Origin of the sequence: Mucilaginibacter ginsenosidivorans, assembly GCF_007971025.1 — a bacterium.
GTDB lineage: Bacteria > Bacteroidota > Bacteroidia > Sphingobacteriales > Sphingobacteriaceae > Mucilaginibacter > Mucilaginibacter ginsenosidivorans.
This window is the reverse complement of record NZ_CP042436.1, coordinates 2,841,901-2,859,742: the sequence shown is the minus strand read 5'-3', so window position 1 is coordinate 2,859,742 and position 17,842 is coordinate 2,841,901. Positions and strand designations below refer to the sequence as shown.

Sequence of the window (17,842 nt, the reverse complement as noted above, 5' to 3'; positions counted from 1 at the left end):
TTCGCTTCGCTACGTTCATCGAAATGACATTCGTTTTTGTCACTTCACTATCTGCCCAAGCACCTCTTCCCGCAAATACTTACTCATGGGCACTTTGTAATCACGGATATGCAGGGTGTTGCCTTCTATCGTTCCAATCTTATCAATAGCCACCACATAGGATTTATGCGTTTGAATAAACTGTTTTAAAGGGAGTTTCTCCAGCAAGGCTTTGATAGTAGTGTGGGTGACGATCTTTTTATTGTCCAGGTAAATGGCCACATAGTTTTCCATACCCTCAACGAATAGTATCTCATCAAAATTTATCTTCTCCAGTTTACCGTTTGATTTTACAAAAATATAAGGCGCGGCCTTTTCCGGTTGTTCCCTCAAGGCGAAATAATCCCGCGCCTTCCAGGCGGCTTTCAAAAAACGCTCGTAAGGAATGGGTTTCAGCAAATAATCCATCACATCCAGTTCAAACCCCTCGATGGCATATTGCGTGTAAGCGGTGGTGAAGATCACTTTCGGCGGATTTTTGATAGCACGCAGAAACTCAACCCCGGTAATATGCGGCATCTGTATATCCAGGAATAGCAGGTCGACCGGCTGCTTTTGCAGCATATCGCCTAATTGCAAGGCGTCCTCACAAACACCTTTCAGATCAAAAAAACCGATCTTTTCGATATAGCCCTGTAAACCTTTGCGCGCAAAAGGCTCGTCATCGGTAATTATGCAACTGATCTTAGTGCCCATATTGTATTTTCATTTCAGCCTTAAACCCACCATTCTCATTCTCTGTCACCAGCGAATGTTTGCCGGGGTAAAGCAGGTCGAGGCGCCGCCTTAAATTCTCCAATCCTATACCGCTTGTTTGTGTGCTGACCGGCTTGATATTGGGAACGGAATTTTCAACCCTAAAGACAATATCTTCATCCTCAATTTTGGCTTTTATATCCAAATGGTATTTACCTCCAACATATTTAAAAGCATTTTCCACCAACGGCAAAAACAACAATGGATAAACCAATTGCCCGTTTAGCTTTTTATCGAAGTCGACATTCAGTTTCAATTTATCTGTGCTGCGTATTTTTTGCAGTTCAATAAAAGTTTGCAGATATTCTATCTCCTGCATTACGGGTACCTGTTGCTGCTGGTCATACAATTGGTAGCGCAATAACTCCGAAAACTTTTCGATACTGCGCTTGGCACCCTCATGATCCTCGTCCATCTGGAAATAAATAGTATTCAACGCATTGAACAGGAAATGCGGATGATACTGCGCTTTCAAAAACTTCAGCTCTGTTTGCAGGTGTTCGTTAGTTACCTTTTCCAGCTGCACTTTATTATCCACATAGGCTTTCAGGTAAGTACTGGTACGCGCAATGCCATAGTAAACAATTACATAAAGCGTGGGCACAACATTAATATCCACTATATCTGCAAGCGAAAGCCCGTCGTCTGTAAAGGCCGCCATCGGCGTTAGTATCGCGTTCATCAAAAGCAGGTTGGCCCCTACCATGATCAGCAGTTCGCGCACTACGCCCTGGTAACAAAATTGTACCGGCCAGCGCCTGTCGTAAAACCTGAAAAGCCGATCGAAAAGAGCGATCCCTAAATAGCCCACCAGTATGCTGCAGGCCATTTCAAACTCATTCAATGCCCAGTCGCGTTTCCAGAACCGTTCACCGATCACCGTGTCGTGCAGCAGTCTTACCGTAAAGTAGATCAATAAGCCGTACAGGGCAGGGAAGATATATTTTCTGAAGAATTTCATTTTATTGCTGAACAAATATCATTAAAAACCTGTGATTTTACTGTCTCCGCCTTCACCATAACCCCTCTCCTTTGGAGAGGGGCTTTAAAAAGATTTTGATTAAAATATCTTATCAGTATCGTAACATTCACTTTTATGCTGATAATACTACGACCGTTTTCACCTCCTCAGGCTCAACATGCATTACCGGCTTTGGCTGTTCCTTAGGCTTCATACCGAATAAGAACCGCATCAGCGCGTAAGGACGTATCAGCAGGTGATAAATAAGCACGGATACGAAGAATGTTGCGGCTACCAGGAAAATATATTTTGACAGTATGCTCTCGTTAGGCGCCTGAACAATATAATAGGCTATGATTACCATAACCGTTTGGTGCAGGATATAGAATGGATATACAGCCTGGTTAAGGTAATTCAATACTTTGTGTTTGTAGTTAAAATAGTGCTTGCCATAACCTACCAGGGCCAATACCCATCCCCAGCCGATAACCGCACGCAGACCGCGGAAAGATGCATAAGCAAATTGGGAGGTAAAATGCCAGTTTATATTGTCAGGTTCAATTTTGTTCCATCGCAGATAGTTCATGAGGATAAAACTGACGAAACCGATGGTTAGTGCGAAACGGCGATTACGTTCCAGGCTGTCCATTAGTTTAGGCTGAAGGATACAGAAGAAGCCAGCCAGCACAAATAACAGCCAGTAAACAAAGTAACAGCCATCGTGCGCCAGGTCGTTGGTTTCGGGTAGCTTCCAGCTCAACAGAGCATACCAAACAATACCGGGCAATGCCAGCACATACACCCATTTCCCTTTTGCCAAAACGGTTAAACTGTTCCTGAATTTTCCGCTTTTGGGCGATACCAGCCAGGCAAATACTGGTGCAAACACCAGGTCGTAAATAAACAGGTAAGCGATAAACCACAGGTGGTGCCAGCTGAAGCTACCCTTTGGGTAAGGCACAAAATTGAATACGCTGGGATAAAAATCCCAGAAACTACCTTTAAATCCATTGGCGACACGTTCCATGTATATCTGCGGCGGAACAATGAAGAACATGCCCACCAGCAACGGGATAAATAACCTGCGGAAGCGCAGGCCGATAAAACTCAAACTGCTGCGTTTCTGCATCATGTAATAGCTTACCGTGCCCGAGATAAAAAACAGCAGCGGCATGCGCACCAGGTGCATAAAGAATACCACTTCGGCCATCAGGTCGCTGGTCTCTTTGTTTTTGATGTGCCACCAGTCGCCGGTATCAAAGGGCATAGCCGAGTGAAAAAATAGTACACCCAGTATGGACAGTATCCTCAGCCAGTCCAGGTATGTTTGTCGTTGCGTTGTTTCCATTGTCGTGATTTTTTATTTAAAGGAACCACAATGGCCACAACCGGTAAACAATTTTTGACCACCGGCCGATTACTGTTGACCAATGGACAGAATTGATTCGAATTCAATATTGACAAATACATCAAATGTTATAGTTAACTTTGAGTTGAGCCGACTTTCCTAAAAGGCAAACCTATGCTTAAAACAATTTCATTGCTTTGCATGCTATTCGTGTTCACCGGGACCAAACGGGACACAACTAAACCAGTGGAGGCCACTGAGGTAACTATTAATATGCTGCCCGCAAATCCTATAATTGAGCACGATCAGTACGGCCAGTATCTGAACTTTGATATCAGCATTAAAAACACTGGTACCCATACGCTTGACCTGGCGGCTATCGAAATGTCGGTAGTAGACGCTTCAGTTAAGACTGTCGTAAAAAAGACAATCAATAGCAACGGGCAATCTCCGGGCATCAAAATGCTCGGTAACACCATCATTAAACCAGGAGCAACCATCAGCATTTTTAATCCATTTTACACTCTGACACCAGATATCAGGATCACCTTTCTGCGATACCAGTTCTTTTTCAATTATGCGGATTCGCCGCAGCAATTGGAAAAAAATCGTCACCGGCTATCAATGGATGTTGATGTATCGGTCGAAAAAATAATTACCCCCCGGCTTTATATACCCAAAAACAATTTCACCCTGCCATTAAAAGGCAAGCTACTGGTTTGGGATGGGCACGATTTCTATTCGCATCACCGGCGCTTCCCGGTGGGCCTTCCCGAAAAGGAAGAGAAAGGCATCACCGCCAATTCAAACCGCTATGCATGCGACCTGGTGAATATTGATGACAAGGGGAATATGTACCAGAACGATCCCTTTAAAAAAGAGAACTGGTATACCTTTGGCAAACCTGTTTTTGCGCCGGCCGGGGGTATTGTTGTGGAAGCTCAAAACGGCGTTCCGGATAATGAATTTAATGGTAAGAGCATCAAATCGCCCAATATTCCAGCTGATGCCGATCCGCTTGGTATGGGTAATCATGTGATCATTGACCACGGAAACGGCGAGGTCAGCGTATTGCTTCACCTCGAAAAAGGCAGCGTGCTCGTCAGGAACGGCGAAATGGTAAAACCGGGACAGAAGATTGGCACTATCGGATTTTCAGGCGATGCCATATTCCCGCACCTGCATTATACGGTGATGAGCGGACCAAAGGAACAGGTTTCGGAAGGTATCCCCTGCTATTTTAATGATTTCAAACTGTACCGGGGCAGCGTCTATTTTCCTGTCAAAAAAGGACGCGTTGACAGCGGGGACATTATCGAATCGATGAAATAAATTATATCCGCCCTATTCGGCATTAATGTAACCTTTTTATATTTTTAATAGTCGAATAGAAAATACCTGCACAATGAAGTCAAAAACTTTACTATGGGCACCTTTCGCCCTGGCAGCGATCGGGATAGGTGTTTACCCCCTTAAGTATTATATAGTTGATATGCATGGCCGGGGTCTCTGGGCAAGCAAAACGCCTGAATTATTGGCAAATTCCGCCTGGCATACGGCTTTTTACATGCATATCACTTTTGGTGGCATAGCCATGCTTACCGGGTGGACACAATTCAGTCAAAAACTACGCAACCGTTATTTGAGTGTTCACCGGCTCGTAGGGAAAATATATGTCGCTTCGGTTATGCTAAGCAGTATTGCGGGGTTCTATATAGCGATGTTTGCATCCGGTGGCATTACCTGCATGCTGGGTTTTGGCAGCCTGGCGCTTTGCTGGCTATTTACGGATATTATGGCTTATACCAGCATTATTAAGCGAAGGTTTAAGGATCACGAGAACTGGATGATCCGCAATTACGCACTTACCTTTGCTGCAGTTACCCTGCGTATTTACCTGCCGCTATCGCAAATGGCACATATTGATTTTCTTTCCGCTTACCGGGTCATATCGTGGATATGCTGGGTGCCAAACCTGCTCATCGCCGGGATCATCATCAGCAAAAGAGCAGGAATACCCGTGCAGGTACCGATGCCTTCGAAAGGCTAAAACTTATAGGTCAGCCCTGCGCCGAATATTTGTTTCACCTGTAGCAGCGAATGTTCAGCCGTTATGCCATTCTCGGTAACCGGTATTTTTGCATTCGGGTCGGAAATGAGCTCAACCCCGAAGTTAACGGTCACCAGTTTGTTCACCTTCATAAAGATATTGCCAGTGTAATCGGCATAAATATTTCCAGGTTGTTTTAAATAGTTGGAGTACAGTTTGAGTGCATTTTCAAAGGTGATATTGGTTGCGATATTGAACTTTAAATAGCCATCCAGCGAAGCGCCAAACTCAAACAGGGATTTATCACCCGATGTTACGCCAAAAGATCCTGCATTCGAAAGTGAATCGTTGCTTACCATGGTGATACGGGCTGCCAATGGCGAGATATTCACCCGGAAATTATCAGATTTTTTATAAGCAAAGCCGGGACCGAATGTAAGATAGGCCGGTGCAAACGGTGCAGATATCAAAGTGCGGGTATTGTCGGCGTTGTAATTATATCCTTTGGTAAATTGGGTTTGAAAGTTAGCATAAAAGGTATACAACCAGTATTGCGCCGCCTTGTACCCGGCCAAACTATTCAGGATAATGCGGTCATCATTCTTGCGCCAGCCGGTACCAGCCTGTTTGCTCAGGCCGTAGCCGACAATTACCTTATTATCCCAGCTCCATTTGTCCTTTTTGTAATTAAAATCGTAATCAAAAACCACGTTGGCAGCAAAAGCATTGGCGCCACCCGCGGCCCAATGCGTAAACGAGCTCTGGTTAATAAGGAAAGTGTTTTGCCCGTGTATTTTCCAGGCGGTGTCCTTTTTTGTTGTGTCGCCCGGAGTGGTTTGAGAAAAGCCTGTGTAACTGGCGGTCAATAATGTTAGTAATAGTAAGATGCGTTTCATAAGTAATTATTTAACAGGTATCTGATTAGTTAATTAAAAGTGAAGGTACGAATTTCCAAAAAACAGCAAAAACGCACCGTTTATAACGTTTTGATATATATTATACCTGTATGTTTTACAATTATCCAAATAATATCCTGATTAATTTTATAATTCCTCAATAATCTTTATCTTACATTAAAATTAATTTAACATTATGTTCAACCCCAAATTATTTTTTTATGAAAAGATATTTACCCCTTATTATTGCCATTCTATTATGTAGCCAGGCCTTAGCACAAAATATCAGCGTAAAGGGTACCGTTGCCGATGCAGCAACCAAAGAAAAGCTACCCGGCGTTACCGTCCTGGTCAAATCGACAGGGCAGGGAACCGCAACCGACCAAAATGGTCGCTTCACCGTATCCGCATCACCGGGCGACGTACTGACATTCAGGTACACCGGATACAAAGTTCAAACCATAACCCTTAACGGACAAACTACCGTCGATGTAGAACTGGTAAGCGACATTTCTCAACTGAATGAAGTGGTGCTTGTTGGTACGCGGTCGGCGGGCAGGGTTAAACTGGAAACACCAGTCCCGGTGGATGTGGTTAATGTGACGAAAGCCTCTTCCAATACTGGCAGGCTTGATCTGACCGACATCCTGAACTACGCCGCCCCATCGTTCAACTACAATAAACAATCAGGATCCGACGGCGCAGACCACGTGGAACTGGGTACCTTAAGAGGGCTCGGACCCGACCAAACCCTTGTGCTCATCGATGGCAAGCGCAGGCACTCAACGGCTTTTGTATCTGTGTTTGGCACCAGAGGCCGTGGCAACTCAGGGGTCGATCTTAGTTCGATCCCTGTTTCATCTATCGACAGGGTCGAAATATTGCGCGACGGCGCCTCGGCACAATACGGGTCGGATGCCATTGCCGGGGTTATTAATATCGTTTTGAAGAAAACAGTTAATCAATTAACTGTAAATGCGGGCTATTCCGGCTATTATGACCCGGCTTTTAATAGCAGGAACGCATTGGCAATGGGTCAATATCCGCATGGGGGCGCTATAGATGGCAATGGCTTCTCTTTAGATGCCAATTATGGCTTGCCTATCGGGAAGAATAAAGGCTTTATTAACTTTTCGGTCGATTATGATGTCAATGGCAAAACCTTCCGGCAAACCCATGATACCGCCTTTGGTAACCCTAAGGCATTGCCGCTCAACAATGTGAGGCGTGCTAACGGCGACGGTTCTGCCAGCAGCATAAGCGCCTTGTTTAACTCTGAAATCCCATTGGCCGGAACCAAAACCACCTTTTACAGTTTTGGCGGATTTAGTTATAAGGGTTCCGACGATTATGCCTTTACGCGGAATTTTTCCGGTTCGCCCGGTCGTTTCCCAACAGACGCCAACGGCGAGCTGATACCTGTAAGTGGTATCATATTCAATACACCGGATGGGGACAGTTATTACAACCCCATCATCCAAACCCACAACACCGATCTGTCCCTCGCCGTGGGCTTCAAAGGCACAATAGGCAAAGATGTGGATTGGGACATCAGCAATACCATCGGTAACAACACCTTTCATTTTTATGGCGATAAAACCTTCAATGCCTCCCTGGGCACCGGGCAAACACACTTTTACGATGGCGGGCCGCAGTTTCTGCAAAACTCGACCGATTTAAACTTCAGCAAGCATTACAGCACAATATTTTCGGGGCTGAACGTAGGTGCAGGTGCCGAGTATCGTTACGAGCGTTATATGATCAACGCGGGCGAAGCCGGCTCCTACAGCAATTACAATGAAGATAAGGCCACCGGTTCGCAGGGTTTCCCCGGTTACCAGCCAGGTGACGAGGTGACCGCGCACCGTACCGTTGAAGGTATTTACCTTGACCTTGAAGCGGACGTAACCAGCAAATGGCTGGTTGATTTTGCCAATCGTCTTGAACATTACAGCGACTTTGGATACAACCTGAGTACTAAATTTGCGAGCCGTTATAAAGTGACCGACAACTTTAACATTCGTGGTTCATTGGGTACAGGTTACCGCGCGCCGTCTTTACAACAGATCAATTACAGTTCGTCCTATACCAATGTACAGGGCGGCGTGATTTCTGAAGTGAAAATAGCACCCAACTATAGCCCCATAACCAAAGCAGCCGGCATACCAACATTGAAGCAGGAAAAATCGAAGAACGCAGGTCTTGGATTTACCTTTCAGCCGTTAAAGGAATTAACTTTCACTGTCGATGGATACCTGATCAAAGTAAAAGACCGCGTGGTACTTTCGGGGCAGTTCAGCGCTGATAATACCGACCTCGACCCGGCATTCATAGCGGCGTTAAATTCGCTGCACGTAACGCAGGCACAGTTTTTTGATAATGCAGCAAATACGACTAACAAGGGTTTGGACGTAGTTATCGAATACAATAAGACAGTGGGCGACGATCGGTACCGCTTGTTGTTCGCCGGCAACTTCCAGCACATGACCATTGACCAGATCAACTACCCTCCGAAACTGAGTGCCACCGACCAGCTAAGACAAACGTTTTTGAGCGACCGCGAGCAGAAATTCATCCTCGCTTCGGCACCACCGGAAAAACTCACATTGAACCCTGAATACGGCCATAAGAAATTCACTTTTGGCGCACGGGTTACTTATTTTGGCAAAATAGACCTATTAGGGTATGGTGAGAATTTTGACGGCATACACCCTGTGGTTCCTACCGATGCAAACCCTGATGTAACCGTACCCGATGAATATATTTACAGCGGAAAGTTTGTACATGATGCTTATATCAGCTTTAAGGCTAATAAAAACGTACACTTTTCAATAGGTTGCGATAACGTGTTCAATGTTCACCCCGATTTAGGCGCGGTGATAGCTGCCAAAGGTTATGCTTACAATAACGAACCGGGCGGCCCATCTGATCCTGTCCAAATGGGCAACAACGGACGTCGCTTTTTTGTGAGAGCCGGCTTTACTTTCTAAGCCTCCTCAACCCCTCTCCTTTTGGAGAGGGGCTTTTTATCACCTTCTATTTAACTAAGGCGATATGATATTCCTGTATCAAAGCAGGGTTTTCGGGTGTTAGGGTAAAGCTTACTTTGATATTTGCCTGTTCGCCTTTCATGATAAAATACCCACGCAATTGATTCTCGGGTACTACTTCGCCTACTGATGTAATATTCCCTGCCTTTTCAAATATGGCGGTTGCTTCAGCTTTTAACTTATCGGGGAAGTAATCCATAAAGAAATTGATGGCGAATATTCCGCTGGCTTTGGCATTATCCCAGCCGGGCAATAATTTTATCAATTGATCCTTCCGTTTGATTAGTATATCAGATGGCGGCAATTGGCGCATTTTTATGCCGGACAGCCTGATCAAAGTATCGGCAACCTGCAGGTTAACCGTTCCGGTGTTGGCATAAGTTAGGTTGGCAAAACAGACAACACCTATACCGTATTCCGGATAGATCGTCCATTCGCTGCCAAAGCCGGGCAGACCGCCGGTATGTCCAACCGCCGTCATGCCATCGATATATTTTCGCCAGCGCAAGCCATAGCAATAGGCCGATGCGAAAGGATAACTTCTGCCGGTAGCAGTTTTATAATTCACATTGAACCCATTAATATCCCAGGGGTATTGCATTTCGCGCACCGAACTTCTTTTAACCGGCCCCATTTCCGCGGCGTCGCGCGGAGGCCAGGCTGAAAGGTGAAAGGCTTCGTACTTTGCAAAATCTTCTATTGTAGTGATCATCCCTCCCATCGCACCGTATGACCCATCGTGCAGCATAGGTTGTTCCACCCATTTGCCGTCGAGCCAGCGGTAGCCATGGGCAAGCAATTGTTTGGGCGCTTTGGTGTATTCCCAATAGGTATGGTTCATACCCAAAGGCTTCAGGATATTGTCGGTGATATATTGTTCATAGGTTTTACCCGAGACCTTTTTAATGATATAACCGAGTGTGGCAAAACCAAGATTACTGTATTCGTACCCAAGCCCGGGATCGTTAGAGAAAGAGACACCTTTTTTGTATAGATCGGTCAATTGCTGATCGGTATTGGCCAGTTGACGGTCGCCCCATGGATTATCCTCCGGGAAACCGGCGCTATGGGTCAGCAAATGGCGTATGGTTATCGCCGGGGCGTCTTTAGTAAGGCGCTTCATGTTTTTTGCTTCGGGAATATACAGGGAAATAGGATCGTCCAGCCTTAGTTTGCCCTCGTCACGCAGCTTCAATATCGCCATGGCTGTGAAACTCTTGCTCATGGACGCGATACGAAAATCCGATTTGGATGTTGCTTCTGTTTTATCGGCGATGCTGGTGTAGCCTATACCACCGGCGTGCACCAGTTTGCCATCGGCTATGATACCATATACCAGGCCCGGGAAATGATTTTGTTCAGCATACTCTTTGTATAGCTTATCGATAACCGGGAACGTTTCTTCTATCTTTTTGAGGCGGTCTGCGTCAGTAAATACAGGTGGCTTGTAGGTTTGGGCATCGACCGCGCGAACTGATACAAAAAACACAAAAACTAAAAGGATAAATGAGTGCTGACGTTTCATAGCGTAAATATTGTTGAATACATATTTACTAAAACATCGCCAAATGTTAAGTATGGGAAAGCTTATTTTTCCAGCGGCAACTCAAAATAGAATGTGGAGCCCTTACCCGGCTCGCTTTCCACACCCATCGTACCATTGTGGGTGCTCATTATTTGTGAAGAAATATAAAGACCCATGCCAAGGCCGCTGGTCATATATTTTTTGTCCTCGATACGATAGAAACGTTCAAATATCTTTTTCTTCTGATCCTGATCGAGGCCTATACCAAAATCGGTGACCGATACCCGTACACTATTATCGCCTTTCTGTTCGGTTTTAATAATGATGTGTTTGTCCGTCTTTGAATATTTTACGGCATTATTTACCAGGTTTGTTATTACCTGTTCCAGGCGTTCTGTGTTCGCCCTTATCATATAATCGTGATCATTATCTACCACGAAAGTAAAACCGTTATAGATGTGCCTTGAACTTTCCGCACAGTCATCAACAATATCCTTCAGGTTAATTACTTCCATCCGGTAATCAAGCCGTCCGGCGTTTATTTTACTTACATCCAGCAGATCGTCCACCAGGTGCTGCAGTTTATTTGCTACGGCATTGGCCTTATCAAGGTAGGTAGAAAATACCGGCGGATAATTGTCCTTTAGCTGCATTTTCATCAACTGCAGGTAGCCTTTCAGGCTGGTTAAGGGCGTTTTTAGTTCGTGGCTTGCTACCCCGATAAATTCGTCCTTTTTTTCCAATTCCTTTTTCTGATCTTCAATATCGGTCGCTGTCCCGATCCAGAAAACAATCTCTCCGTCCCCGTTCAACTGTGGCATGGCCCTGTTCAGGTGCCAGCGATAAGTACCATCGTGCCGTTTATAGCGATTCTCCACCTCGAATACCTGGCCGGTTTGCAACGCGGAAGTATATTTTTGCAAGGTATTTTCCAGGTCGTCGGGATGCACAATGGTTGCGCGCCCATGATTTTTTAATTCCTCAAATCCAAGCCCGGTGTAAGTAAACCACCTGTTGTTGTAGAAATTCACTTCCCCGTCGGGAAGGTTTGTCCAGGCCATTTGCGTAATGTTATTTGCCAGCAGCTTAAAATGCTCCCTGCTGTTGTGCAGATCGACCGTACGTACTTTTACAGTTTCTTCCAGTTGATCGTTCATCCGCTCAGTTTCATTACGCGCGATTTCCAGCTTCTCATTTTGTGATTTAAGCTGCCGCTGTATTTCTTTCTGCTGGGTAAGATCGGTAATGATAAGGCTGAGCGCGGTAACGCCGTCGTCAAGTTCGAGCACATTGCACGAGAACAGGCAGGGCGTGCGTCCGTCATTATAGTTCTCCAGGGCAAACTCCTGTTTAACATCGTCCTTCCACCCCTCTATGATAAGCGCCTTGTAATCTTCATAAGTTTCCTCGGGTATAAAAGTATCGAATGACATGCCGATCACTTTTTCCAGAGGTAAACCCACCATTGCTGCAAAGCGGCTGTTGCTATAAATAATGGTTCTGACGTTATCGAGCGTTACCGCGCCTTCACTCATCTTTTCTATAAAAACGCGGTAAGTATGATCGGCCGTTTTCAGGGAATACACCTTGTGGCCGTTGGGTCCGTTAACCACAATGGCATCAACCTGGCCGGTACGAATAGCTTCAATGGTATCATTAGCTTCTTCCAGTTTGAAGTTCAGCTCCTGGTTCTCATTCAGTAATTGCTCATATGACTTTGATGTATCCATTAAATGGCTGCGTCTTTTATTCCTAATCCTTTCAAAACTTTGCCGGTATCTGACATATCGCCAATAAGCCTTCTTTCGGTTCCGGGCGATTTTTTTATGACCATTGGCAGCGCGATCAACTGTTCAAACTCAGCTTTTTCGGCCTGTTGATGCACATCAATGATCTCCAGTTCGTAACGGCCTGCGAGATATTTTTCGCAAATAGCCTTTAAATTAGTTATTGCACGTATGGAATTGGGCGATGTACCGGCGACAAACAAGCGCAACACGTATACATTTATCCCTTCGTTTCCCCTATCACAATCTGTACCGGCTATTTTCATTAGTTATCTATAAGGGTTCAAGCAGGGATAATGTTTAAACCCACCAGTACTTTTTCTTCGTTTGAGAGGTCGCCAATTATTTTACGTATCGGTTCGGGTACTTTTCGTACCAATGTTGGGATGGCAAGTATCTGGTCTCCTTCGGCCAACTGCGGCTTTTCTAACAGATCAATAACTTCTATCCTGTATTGCCCTTTCAAATGCTCTTCGCAATATTTTCGCAAATTAGTGAGGGCCGTTACAGAACGTTCCGTTTTACCGGCCACATATAATCGCAGCTCCCATTTTTTATCGGTTCTCATTCTTTTTTCTTTTGTTTTTTGCAGCTGCACCATTTTCATCATCTCCCCTCCTCATCTTCGTCATCGTCTCCCGTGTTTTATCTATTACCTGTTTGCGTAGCAACTCCTCGTTATATATCCTGTTCAATTGCTCTTCAGCCGACTCAAACTCATTCCTCAGGCTGGATATCTTAGCTTCCAGGGTCTTCCGTTGCCTGGTTATTTCCCTGTCCTTGGCGTTTACTGCATAATCGCGCAGCGCAAGTCCGGTTTCTTCTTCTATCTTGCGTGCTTCACGTGCCGAACCCGTCAATACGCCGTCCGGACCAAGGTAAACATCCACCAGGTCGAGTCCGTGATCGGTGATGATAAATTCGCGAACCTGGTTAGAATGCTTCATACCACGCGATTTGATCACATACAATCCCCGGTTACGCTCGCCGTTCGATTCAATGTCCCGTACCAGCAGCCAGGTGTCAACCAGGGATGATACGCCCTCGTCGGTTTGTTCGCTCACCGTAGAATTTAAGGTAAGCGCTGTAAACATTACGGTTATCTGCTCGTCCTGCAAAAAATCGATCAGCCTGACCAGCATCGCTTTAACCTCGCTCATGGCGCCAACGGTTACCAGGTTAGTGATGGGATCGAGGATCACCACGTCGGGCTTAAAGTCCCTGATCATTTTATAGATCGATACCAGGTGCATCTCGAGGCCGAACATGGTAGGCCTCGAAGCATTGAACCTCAGCAATCCTTTATCGATATGCTTCTCAAGGTTCATGCCTATCGACCTCATGTTGCGTACGATTTGCCGGGGAGATTCTTCAAAAGCAAAATAGATGCACTTTTTGCCCTCGTTACAGGTTTGATTGGCAAAATAAGCCGCAATACTGGTTTTACCGGTACCGGCTGTGCCCGACACCAGGATACTGCCACCTTTGTAAAAGCCCTTGCCACCCATCATCTTATCGAGCGCCGGTATGCCCGAAGAAATGCGCTCGGTGGACACCTGTTTATCGAGACTGAGCGAGGTGATAGGCAAAACGGATATGCCATCCTCATCTATAAGAAATGGATATTCGTTGGTACCATGTACCGATCCGCGGTATTTTACGATACGCAAACGCCGTGTTGATACCTGGTCGATAACCCGGTGATCGAGGAATATAACGCAATCGGATACGTATTCTTCCAATCCCTGCCGGGTTAACATGCCGTTGCCCTTTTCGCCGGTTATCAAAGCTGTAACACCTTTTTCTTTCAGCCAGCCAAATAATCTGCGCAGTTCGGAACGCAGTATACCCTCGTTCTCTAACCCTGAAAAAAGATTTTCAATAGTATCTAGCACCACGCGTTTTGCGCCTATGCTGTCTATGGCATATCCAAGGCGGATGAAAATACCGTCGAGATTATATTCACCAGTTTCTTCTATCTGCTCGCGCTCGATGTGAACATGGTCAATTTTTATTTTATTTTCCTTTTGCAGGCGTTCGATGTCAAAACCCAGCGATGCCACATTCATTGCGAGATCTTCGCGGCTTTCTTCGAACGCCATAAATACTCCAGGCTCGTCATATAGTGTTGCACCTTTTACGATGAACTCTATCGACATAAGGGTTTTGCCGCAACCGGCATCGCCACATATCAGTGTCGGGCGGCCTTTAGGGAAACCACCCATGGTTACTTCATCAAGCCCTGAAATGCCTGAAGGCACTTTTGGCAGTGTTTGGTAAATTGTATCTGTTTTCTTGTTTTTCTTTTCCCTGGTCATTGCGAACAATAATTAAGGTTGAACTTTTTTCGGCTGATATTAAAATTTCGGCTGAACTATGAGGCTTAAACAGCAACAAGGTAAATATGTTTTAACACACTTATATGTTTCCTACTAATATATTTTTTTTATTAAAACGATAACCAAAAGTTACTAAGTCCGTTTAAAGAGAAATATCAGGCACGAACAAGGCATTAAAAACCGGACATTTTTTAATAATTAAAACAAGTTTTCGTTACCGATTAAAATTATTTACCTTGATTTAGATTTCGCACCACGATCATGGCCGATACTTCTACCGATAACCTTAACGAAGGTCTATTTCAGTTGCTATTTGAAAAATCGCCGGGATCACTTTTGGTTAAGGCCGATGCGCCGCGTTTTACTATTGCTGCCGTAAGCGACGCTTATTTGCAGATCACATCGGTACAGCGGGAAGACGTTGTGGGCAAAGGTTTTTTTGAGGTTTTTCCTGACACCGGCGACGATCCAAATGATGAAAATACCGCCCGAAAAGTATTCACGAAAGTTATAGAAACAGGCTTAAAGATAGACGTCCCTGTTTACAGGTTCGATATGAAGGACCCGGTCACAAAAATATCGTCCGAACATTACTGGTCGTGCTCCAATATACCCATAAATTGTTCTGAAGGCAAGGTTGCTTACGTCCTGAATACCGTCGTTGATATTACAGGCGAAGTAAAGGCAAAACAAGCCGCTATTGAAAGCGAGAACAGGCTGCTGATGGCCGCTGATGCAACCGGCCTGGCCTTTTGGGTGCTGGATATTAAAACTGCAGATTTCAGTTTTTCGCCGCAGATGGTAACCATTTTTGGTCACCCGCCTAATACCGGGGTCTCGCTCTCTTTCATACGCAACCAGGTGCACCCCGACGATATGCAAAATATTGTTTTAACTGCCTATAACCGCGCGCTGGTAACGGGTCAATACGAATACGAGGTGCGTATTTTTTGGCCGGATGAATCGATGCGGTGGATACGCACGAAGGGAATGGTATTGTTTAACGATAAAAACCAGCCCGAAAGAATGCTGGGCACCATTGTGGATATTACCGAAAGCAAGCGCGACGAGGAAAGAAAAAATGACTTTATTGCTATGGCAAGCCATGAGTTGAAAACGCCACTTACCTCGTTGAAAGCCTATATACAATTGCTCGAGGTGAAGTTATCTGCCTCGTCGGACCCATTCGTAATCACCTCGCTTACCAAGGCGCTTAACCAGGTTAACAAGATGGGGGCGCTTGTGCATAGCTTTCTTGATCTTTCAAAAATTGAGCCGGGTAAACTGCAGCTCAAAAAAAATGTATTTGATATCAATAAGCTGGCTCAGGACATAATTGCCGAGAGCCGGGTGATAGCCGGGACACATTCCCTGAAATTTTCGGCGAATGGTGATATCAAGATTCATGCCGACCGGGAAAAAATAGGCCAGGTGATCAGTAATTTTATCAGCAATGCTATCAAGTATTCACCTAAAGGGAGCACGGTAACTTTAGCCACTGAAGCTATAGAAAATCATGTACGTGTTTCGGTAGCCGACCAGGGTATTGGTATTAAACCAAGGGACCAGGAAAAGATCTTCCAGCGTTTCTACCGCGTCGAAGATGACGACATGAAGCACGTTGCCGGTTTCGGTATTGGGTTGTACCTTTCGAGCGAGATCATCCACCGGCACAAGGGACAAATAAGTGTGGAGAGCGAGGAAGGCAAAGGTTCTATCTTTAGTTTTACCCTGCCTTTAGAAAAGTAGGACATGAAAACCTATAAACTATCCTTAACCGTTGCGGAAAAGCAACGCTTAAAGCAAAACAAATGCAGGGTCGGCGAGCTTCACGCCTACGCTGCCGATGAGTTGTGCGAGCTATTGAATACTACCACGGAAAGAGCGAAGAATATAGCTGCGCTGATAGAATTTCAACAGATACCTTCGGTAGGGCCGCGGTTTGCAGCGGACCTGGTATCCCTTGGCTACTATTCGTTAAATGAACTGAAAGAAATGCAGGGCCCCGAATTGCTGAATGCATACGAGCGCAGGCACGGTTTCCGGGTGGACCCGTGTGTCGAAGATCAGTTTTGGCTGGTTGTGCATTTCGCAAATCACCGCGGCAATAAAAACTGGTGGGATTTTACCACGCTTCGAAAAGCTTACCGGGCAAAGCACGGCTACCCTCCTGACAGACCGGGTCACAATTGGTTTGAAAGCGAAAGATATTCCGGCGCTACAAATTCATAAAGTGTTTGGTCAGGCCGGTAAAATTATCGAACCGGAGATCGTGATCATCTGTATTTCCAAAACCATAGCTTACAAACACAAAGGGTATACCAGCCAGCCTGCTTTGTTCGCCGTCGCCTTCGGTGTCGCCGACGTAAACGGGGGTTTTGAGATCATGCCGTTCGATAAGTTGTCTGATATTATAATGCTTAGGCATATAATTGGTTCCATACGCTATCTCGTCGATGATATGCTCGTTAATTCCGGCCCAATCCATAAATAGGCGAATAATGCCTACAGCGCAGTTACTGACAATATACAACTGGTATTTGGCCGCAAGCTGTTTCAACCCGTCCTTTACGCCCTCATACAGTACCCCGCCATTTTTGGGTAAAAGTTCCCGGCGCAATTCATTCACCTTCGCGTAAATATACTGGCGTTTTTCTTCGTCAAAGTCGGGCATAAGTACCGCATGTACCTTTTTGCCTTCCCATCCTACCATTTTTGCAAGGTCATCGCGGCGCACAACCATATCGATGCCAAGTTGCTGAAAGACAATGTTCCATGATTCGGCATAGGTGTCGACAGCATCCCAAAGTGTGCCATCCATATCAAAAATGAGGCTGTCCGGTTTATTTATTAACATTCTGTTACGTTTTTGTAAATATGTGAATTATTTCCGCATAGATTTTTGAAAAAATTTCATCCGTTATTCATAAAAATTTCACAAATTTGCAACGATAAGGTTTAGGTTTGGTCCGAATTAGCGAGTAAGACGGACCACTATATCCCCCGCCTCCCGGCGGGGGATTATTTTTTTACAGGCATTTTGTACAATATTCCATAGCAATCGGTAAAAAGTACCATTACGGACACGATA

The 17,842-nt window shown here is 45.2% G+C and carries 15 protein-coding genes; 5 read left to right on the top strand and 10 right to left on the bottom strand.

Annotated elements, in window-relative coordinates; translation table 11 throughout:
• Positions 1-39: 39 nt before the first annotated feature.
• From FRZ54_RS13055 to FRZ54_RS13045, 3 genes are all read right to left on the bottom strand, one after another.
• Complete coding sequence (locus FRZ54_RS13055; protein WP_147032042.1) at positions 40-735, bottom strand: LytR/AlgR family response regulator transcription factor; 696 nt, start codon at positions 733-735, stop codon at positions 40-42.
• A complete protein-coding gene (locus FRZ54_RS13050) occupies positions 725-1,756 on the bottom strand; it encodes a sensor histidine kinase (RefSeq protein WP_147032041.1) in 1,032 nt (343 codons plus the stop codon). Before FRZ54_RS13050 ends, FRZ54_RS13055 begins: the two co-directional genes overlap by 11 nt.
• Before the next feature lie 133 nt (positions 1,757-1,889).
• Positions 1,890-3,104, bottom strand: coding sequence for an acyltransferase family protein (locus FRZ54_RS13045; RefSeq protein WP_147032040.1), 1,215 nt, complete (start codon positions 3,102-3,104; stop codon positions 1,890-1,892).
• Positions 3,105-3,278: 174 nt separating this feature from the next.
• Here FRZ54_RS13045 and FRZ54_RS13040 point away from each other — a divergent pair, with 174 nt between their 5' ends.
• Together FRZ54_RS13040 and FRZ54_RS13035 are read left to right on the top strand one after the other, a co-directional pair.
• Positions 3,279-4,436 carry a M23 family metallopeptidase gene (locus tag FRZ54_RS13040; RefSeq protein ID WP_147032039.1) on the top strand — a complete coding sequence of 386 codons (1,158 nt, stop codon included), beginning with the start codon at positions 3,279-3,281 and terminating at the stop codon, positions 4,434-4,436.
• Between the two features lie 73 nt (positions 4,437-4,509).
• Positions 4,510-5,154 (top strand): DUF2306 domain-containing protein, encoded by a 645-nt coding sequence (locus tag FRZ54_RS13035; protein WP_147032038.1) that lies wholly within the window; start codon positions 4,510-4,512, stop codon positions 5,152-5,154.
• On the opposite strand, the gene FRZ54_RS13030 is transcribed toward FRZ54_RS13035, so the two are convergent.
• Positions 5,151-6,050, bottom strand: coding sequence for a DUF3078 domain-containing protein (locus FRZ54_RS13030; protein ID WP_147032037.1), 900 nt, complete (start codon positions 6,048-6,050; stop codon positions 5,151-5,153). The two genes, FRZ54_RS13035 and FRZ54_RS13030, sit on opposite strands and share 4 nt — an antisense overlap.
• 221 nt (positions 6,051-6,271) lie before the next feature.
• On the opposite strand from FRZ54_RS13030, the gene FRZ54_RS13025 reads away from it, so the two are divergent.
• Positions 6,272-9,040 (top strand): TonB-dependent receptor, encoded by a 2,769-nt coding sequence (locus tag FRZ54_RS13025; protein ID WP_147032036.1) that lies wholly within the window; start codon positions 6,272-6,274, stop codon positions 9,038-9,040.
• A 46-nt stretch (positions 9,041-9,086) separates the two neighbouring features.
• Here FRZ54_RS13025 and FRZ54_RS13020 read toward each other — a convergent pair whose 3' ends face one another.
• The 5 genes from FRZ54_RS13020 to kaiC all read right to left on the bottom strand — a co-directional run bounded on the left by FRZ54_RS13020 (position 9,087) and on the right by kaiC (position 14,730).
• Positions 9,087-10,625 (bottom strand): serine hydrolase domain-containing protein, encoded by a 1,539-nt coding sequence (locus FRZ54_RS13020; protein WP_147032035.1) that lies wholly within the window; start codon positions 10,623-10,625, stop codon positions 9,087-9,089.
• 62 nt (positions 10,626-10,687) lie between these two features.
• Positions 10,688-12,355 (bottom strand): ATP-binding protein, encoded by a 1,668-nt coding sequence (locus FRZ54_RS13015; RefSeq protein WP_147032034.1) that lies wholly within the window; start codon positions 12,353-12,355, stop codon positions 10,688-10,690.
• Positions 12,355-12,678, bottom strand: coding sequence for a circadian clock KaiB family protein (locus tag FRZ54_RS13010; RefSeq protein ID WP_147032033.1), 324 nt, complete (start codon positions 12,676-12,678; stop codon positions 12,355-12,357). The genes FRZ54_RS13015 and FRZ54_RS13010 overlap by 1 nt, the downstream gene beginning before the upstream one ends.
• A gap of 17 nt (positions 12,679-12,695) precedes the next feature.
• Positions 12,696-12,980, bottom strand: a complete 285-nt coding sequence (locus tag FRZ54_RS13005; protein WP_147032032.1) for a circadian clock KaiB family protein — start codon at positions 12,978-12,980, stop codon at positions 12,696-12,698.
• Positions 12,967-14,730, bottom strand: a complete 1,764-nt coding sequence (kaiC, locus tag FRZ54_RS13000) for a circadian clock protein KaiC (protein WP_147032031.1) — start codon at positions 14,728-14,730, stop codon at positions 12,967-12,969. The genes FRZ54_RS13005 and kaiC overlap by 14 nt, the downstream gene beginning before the upstream one ends.
• 282 nt (positions 14,731-15,012) lie before the next feature.
• Here kaiC and FRZ54_RS12995 point away from each other — a divergent pair, with 282 nt between their 5' ends.
• Complete coding sequence (locus tag FRZ54_RS12995; protein WP_147032030.1) at positions 15,013-16,500, top strand: PAS domain-containing sensor histidine kinase; 1,488 nt, start codon at positions 15,013-15,015, stop codon at positions 16,498-16,500.
• Positions 16,501-16,503: 3 nt separating this feature from the next.
• Positions 16,504-16,983, top strand: coding sequence for a helix-hairpin-helix domain-containing protein (locus tag FRZ54_RS12990; protein ID WP_147032029.1), 480 nt, complete (start codon positions 16,504-16,506; stop codon positions 16,981-16,983).
• Here FRZ54_RS12990 and FRZ54_RS12985 read toward each other — a convergent pair.
• On the bottom strand, positions 16,970-17,608 hold the full coding sequence (locus FRZ54_RS12985) for an HAD family hydrolase (RefSeq protein WP_147032028.1): 639 nt from the start codon (positions 17,606-17,608) through the stop codon (positions 16,970-16,972). The genes FRZ54_RS12990 and FRZ54_RS12985 overlap by 14 nt on opposite strands.
• Between the last annotated feature and the right edge of the window lie 234 nt (positions 17,609-17,842).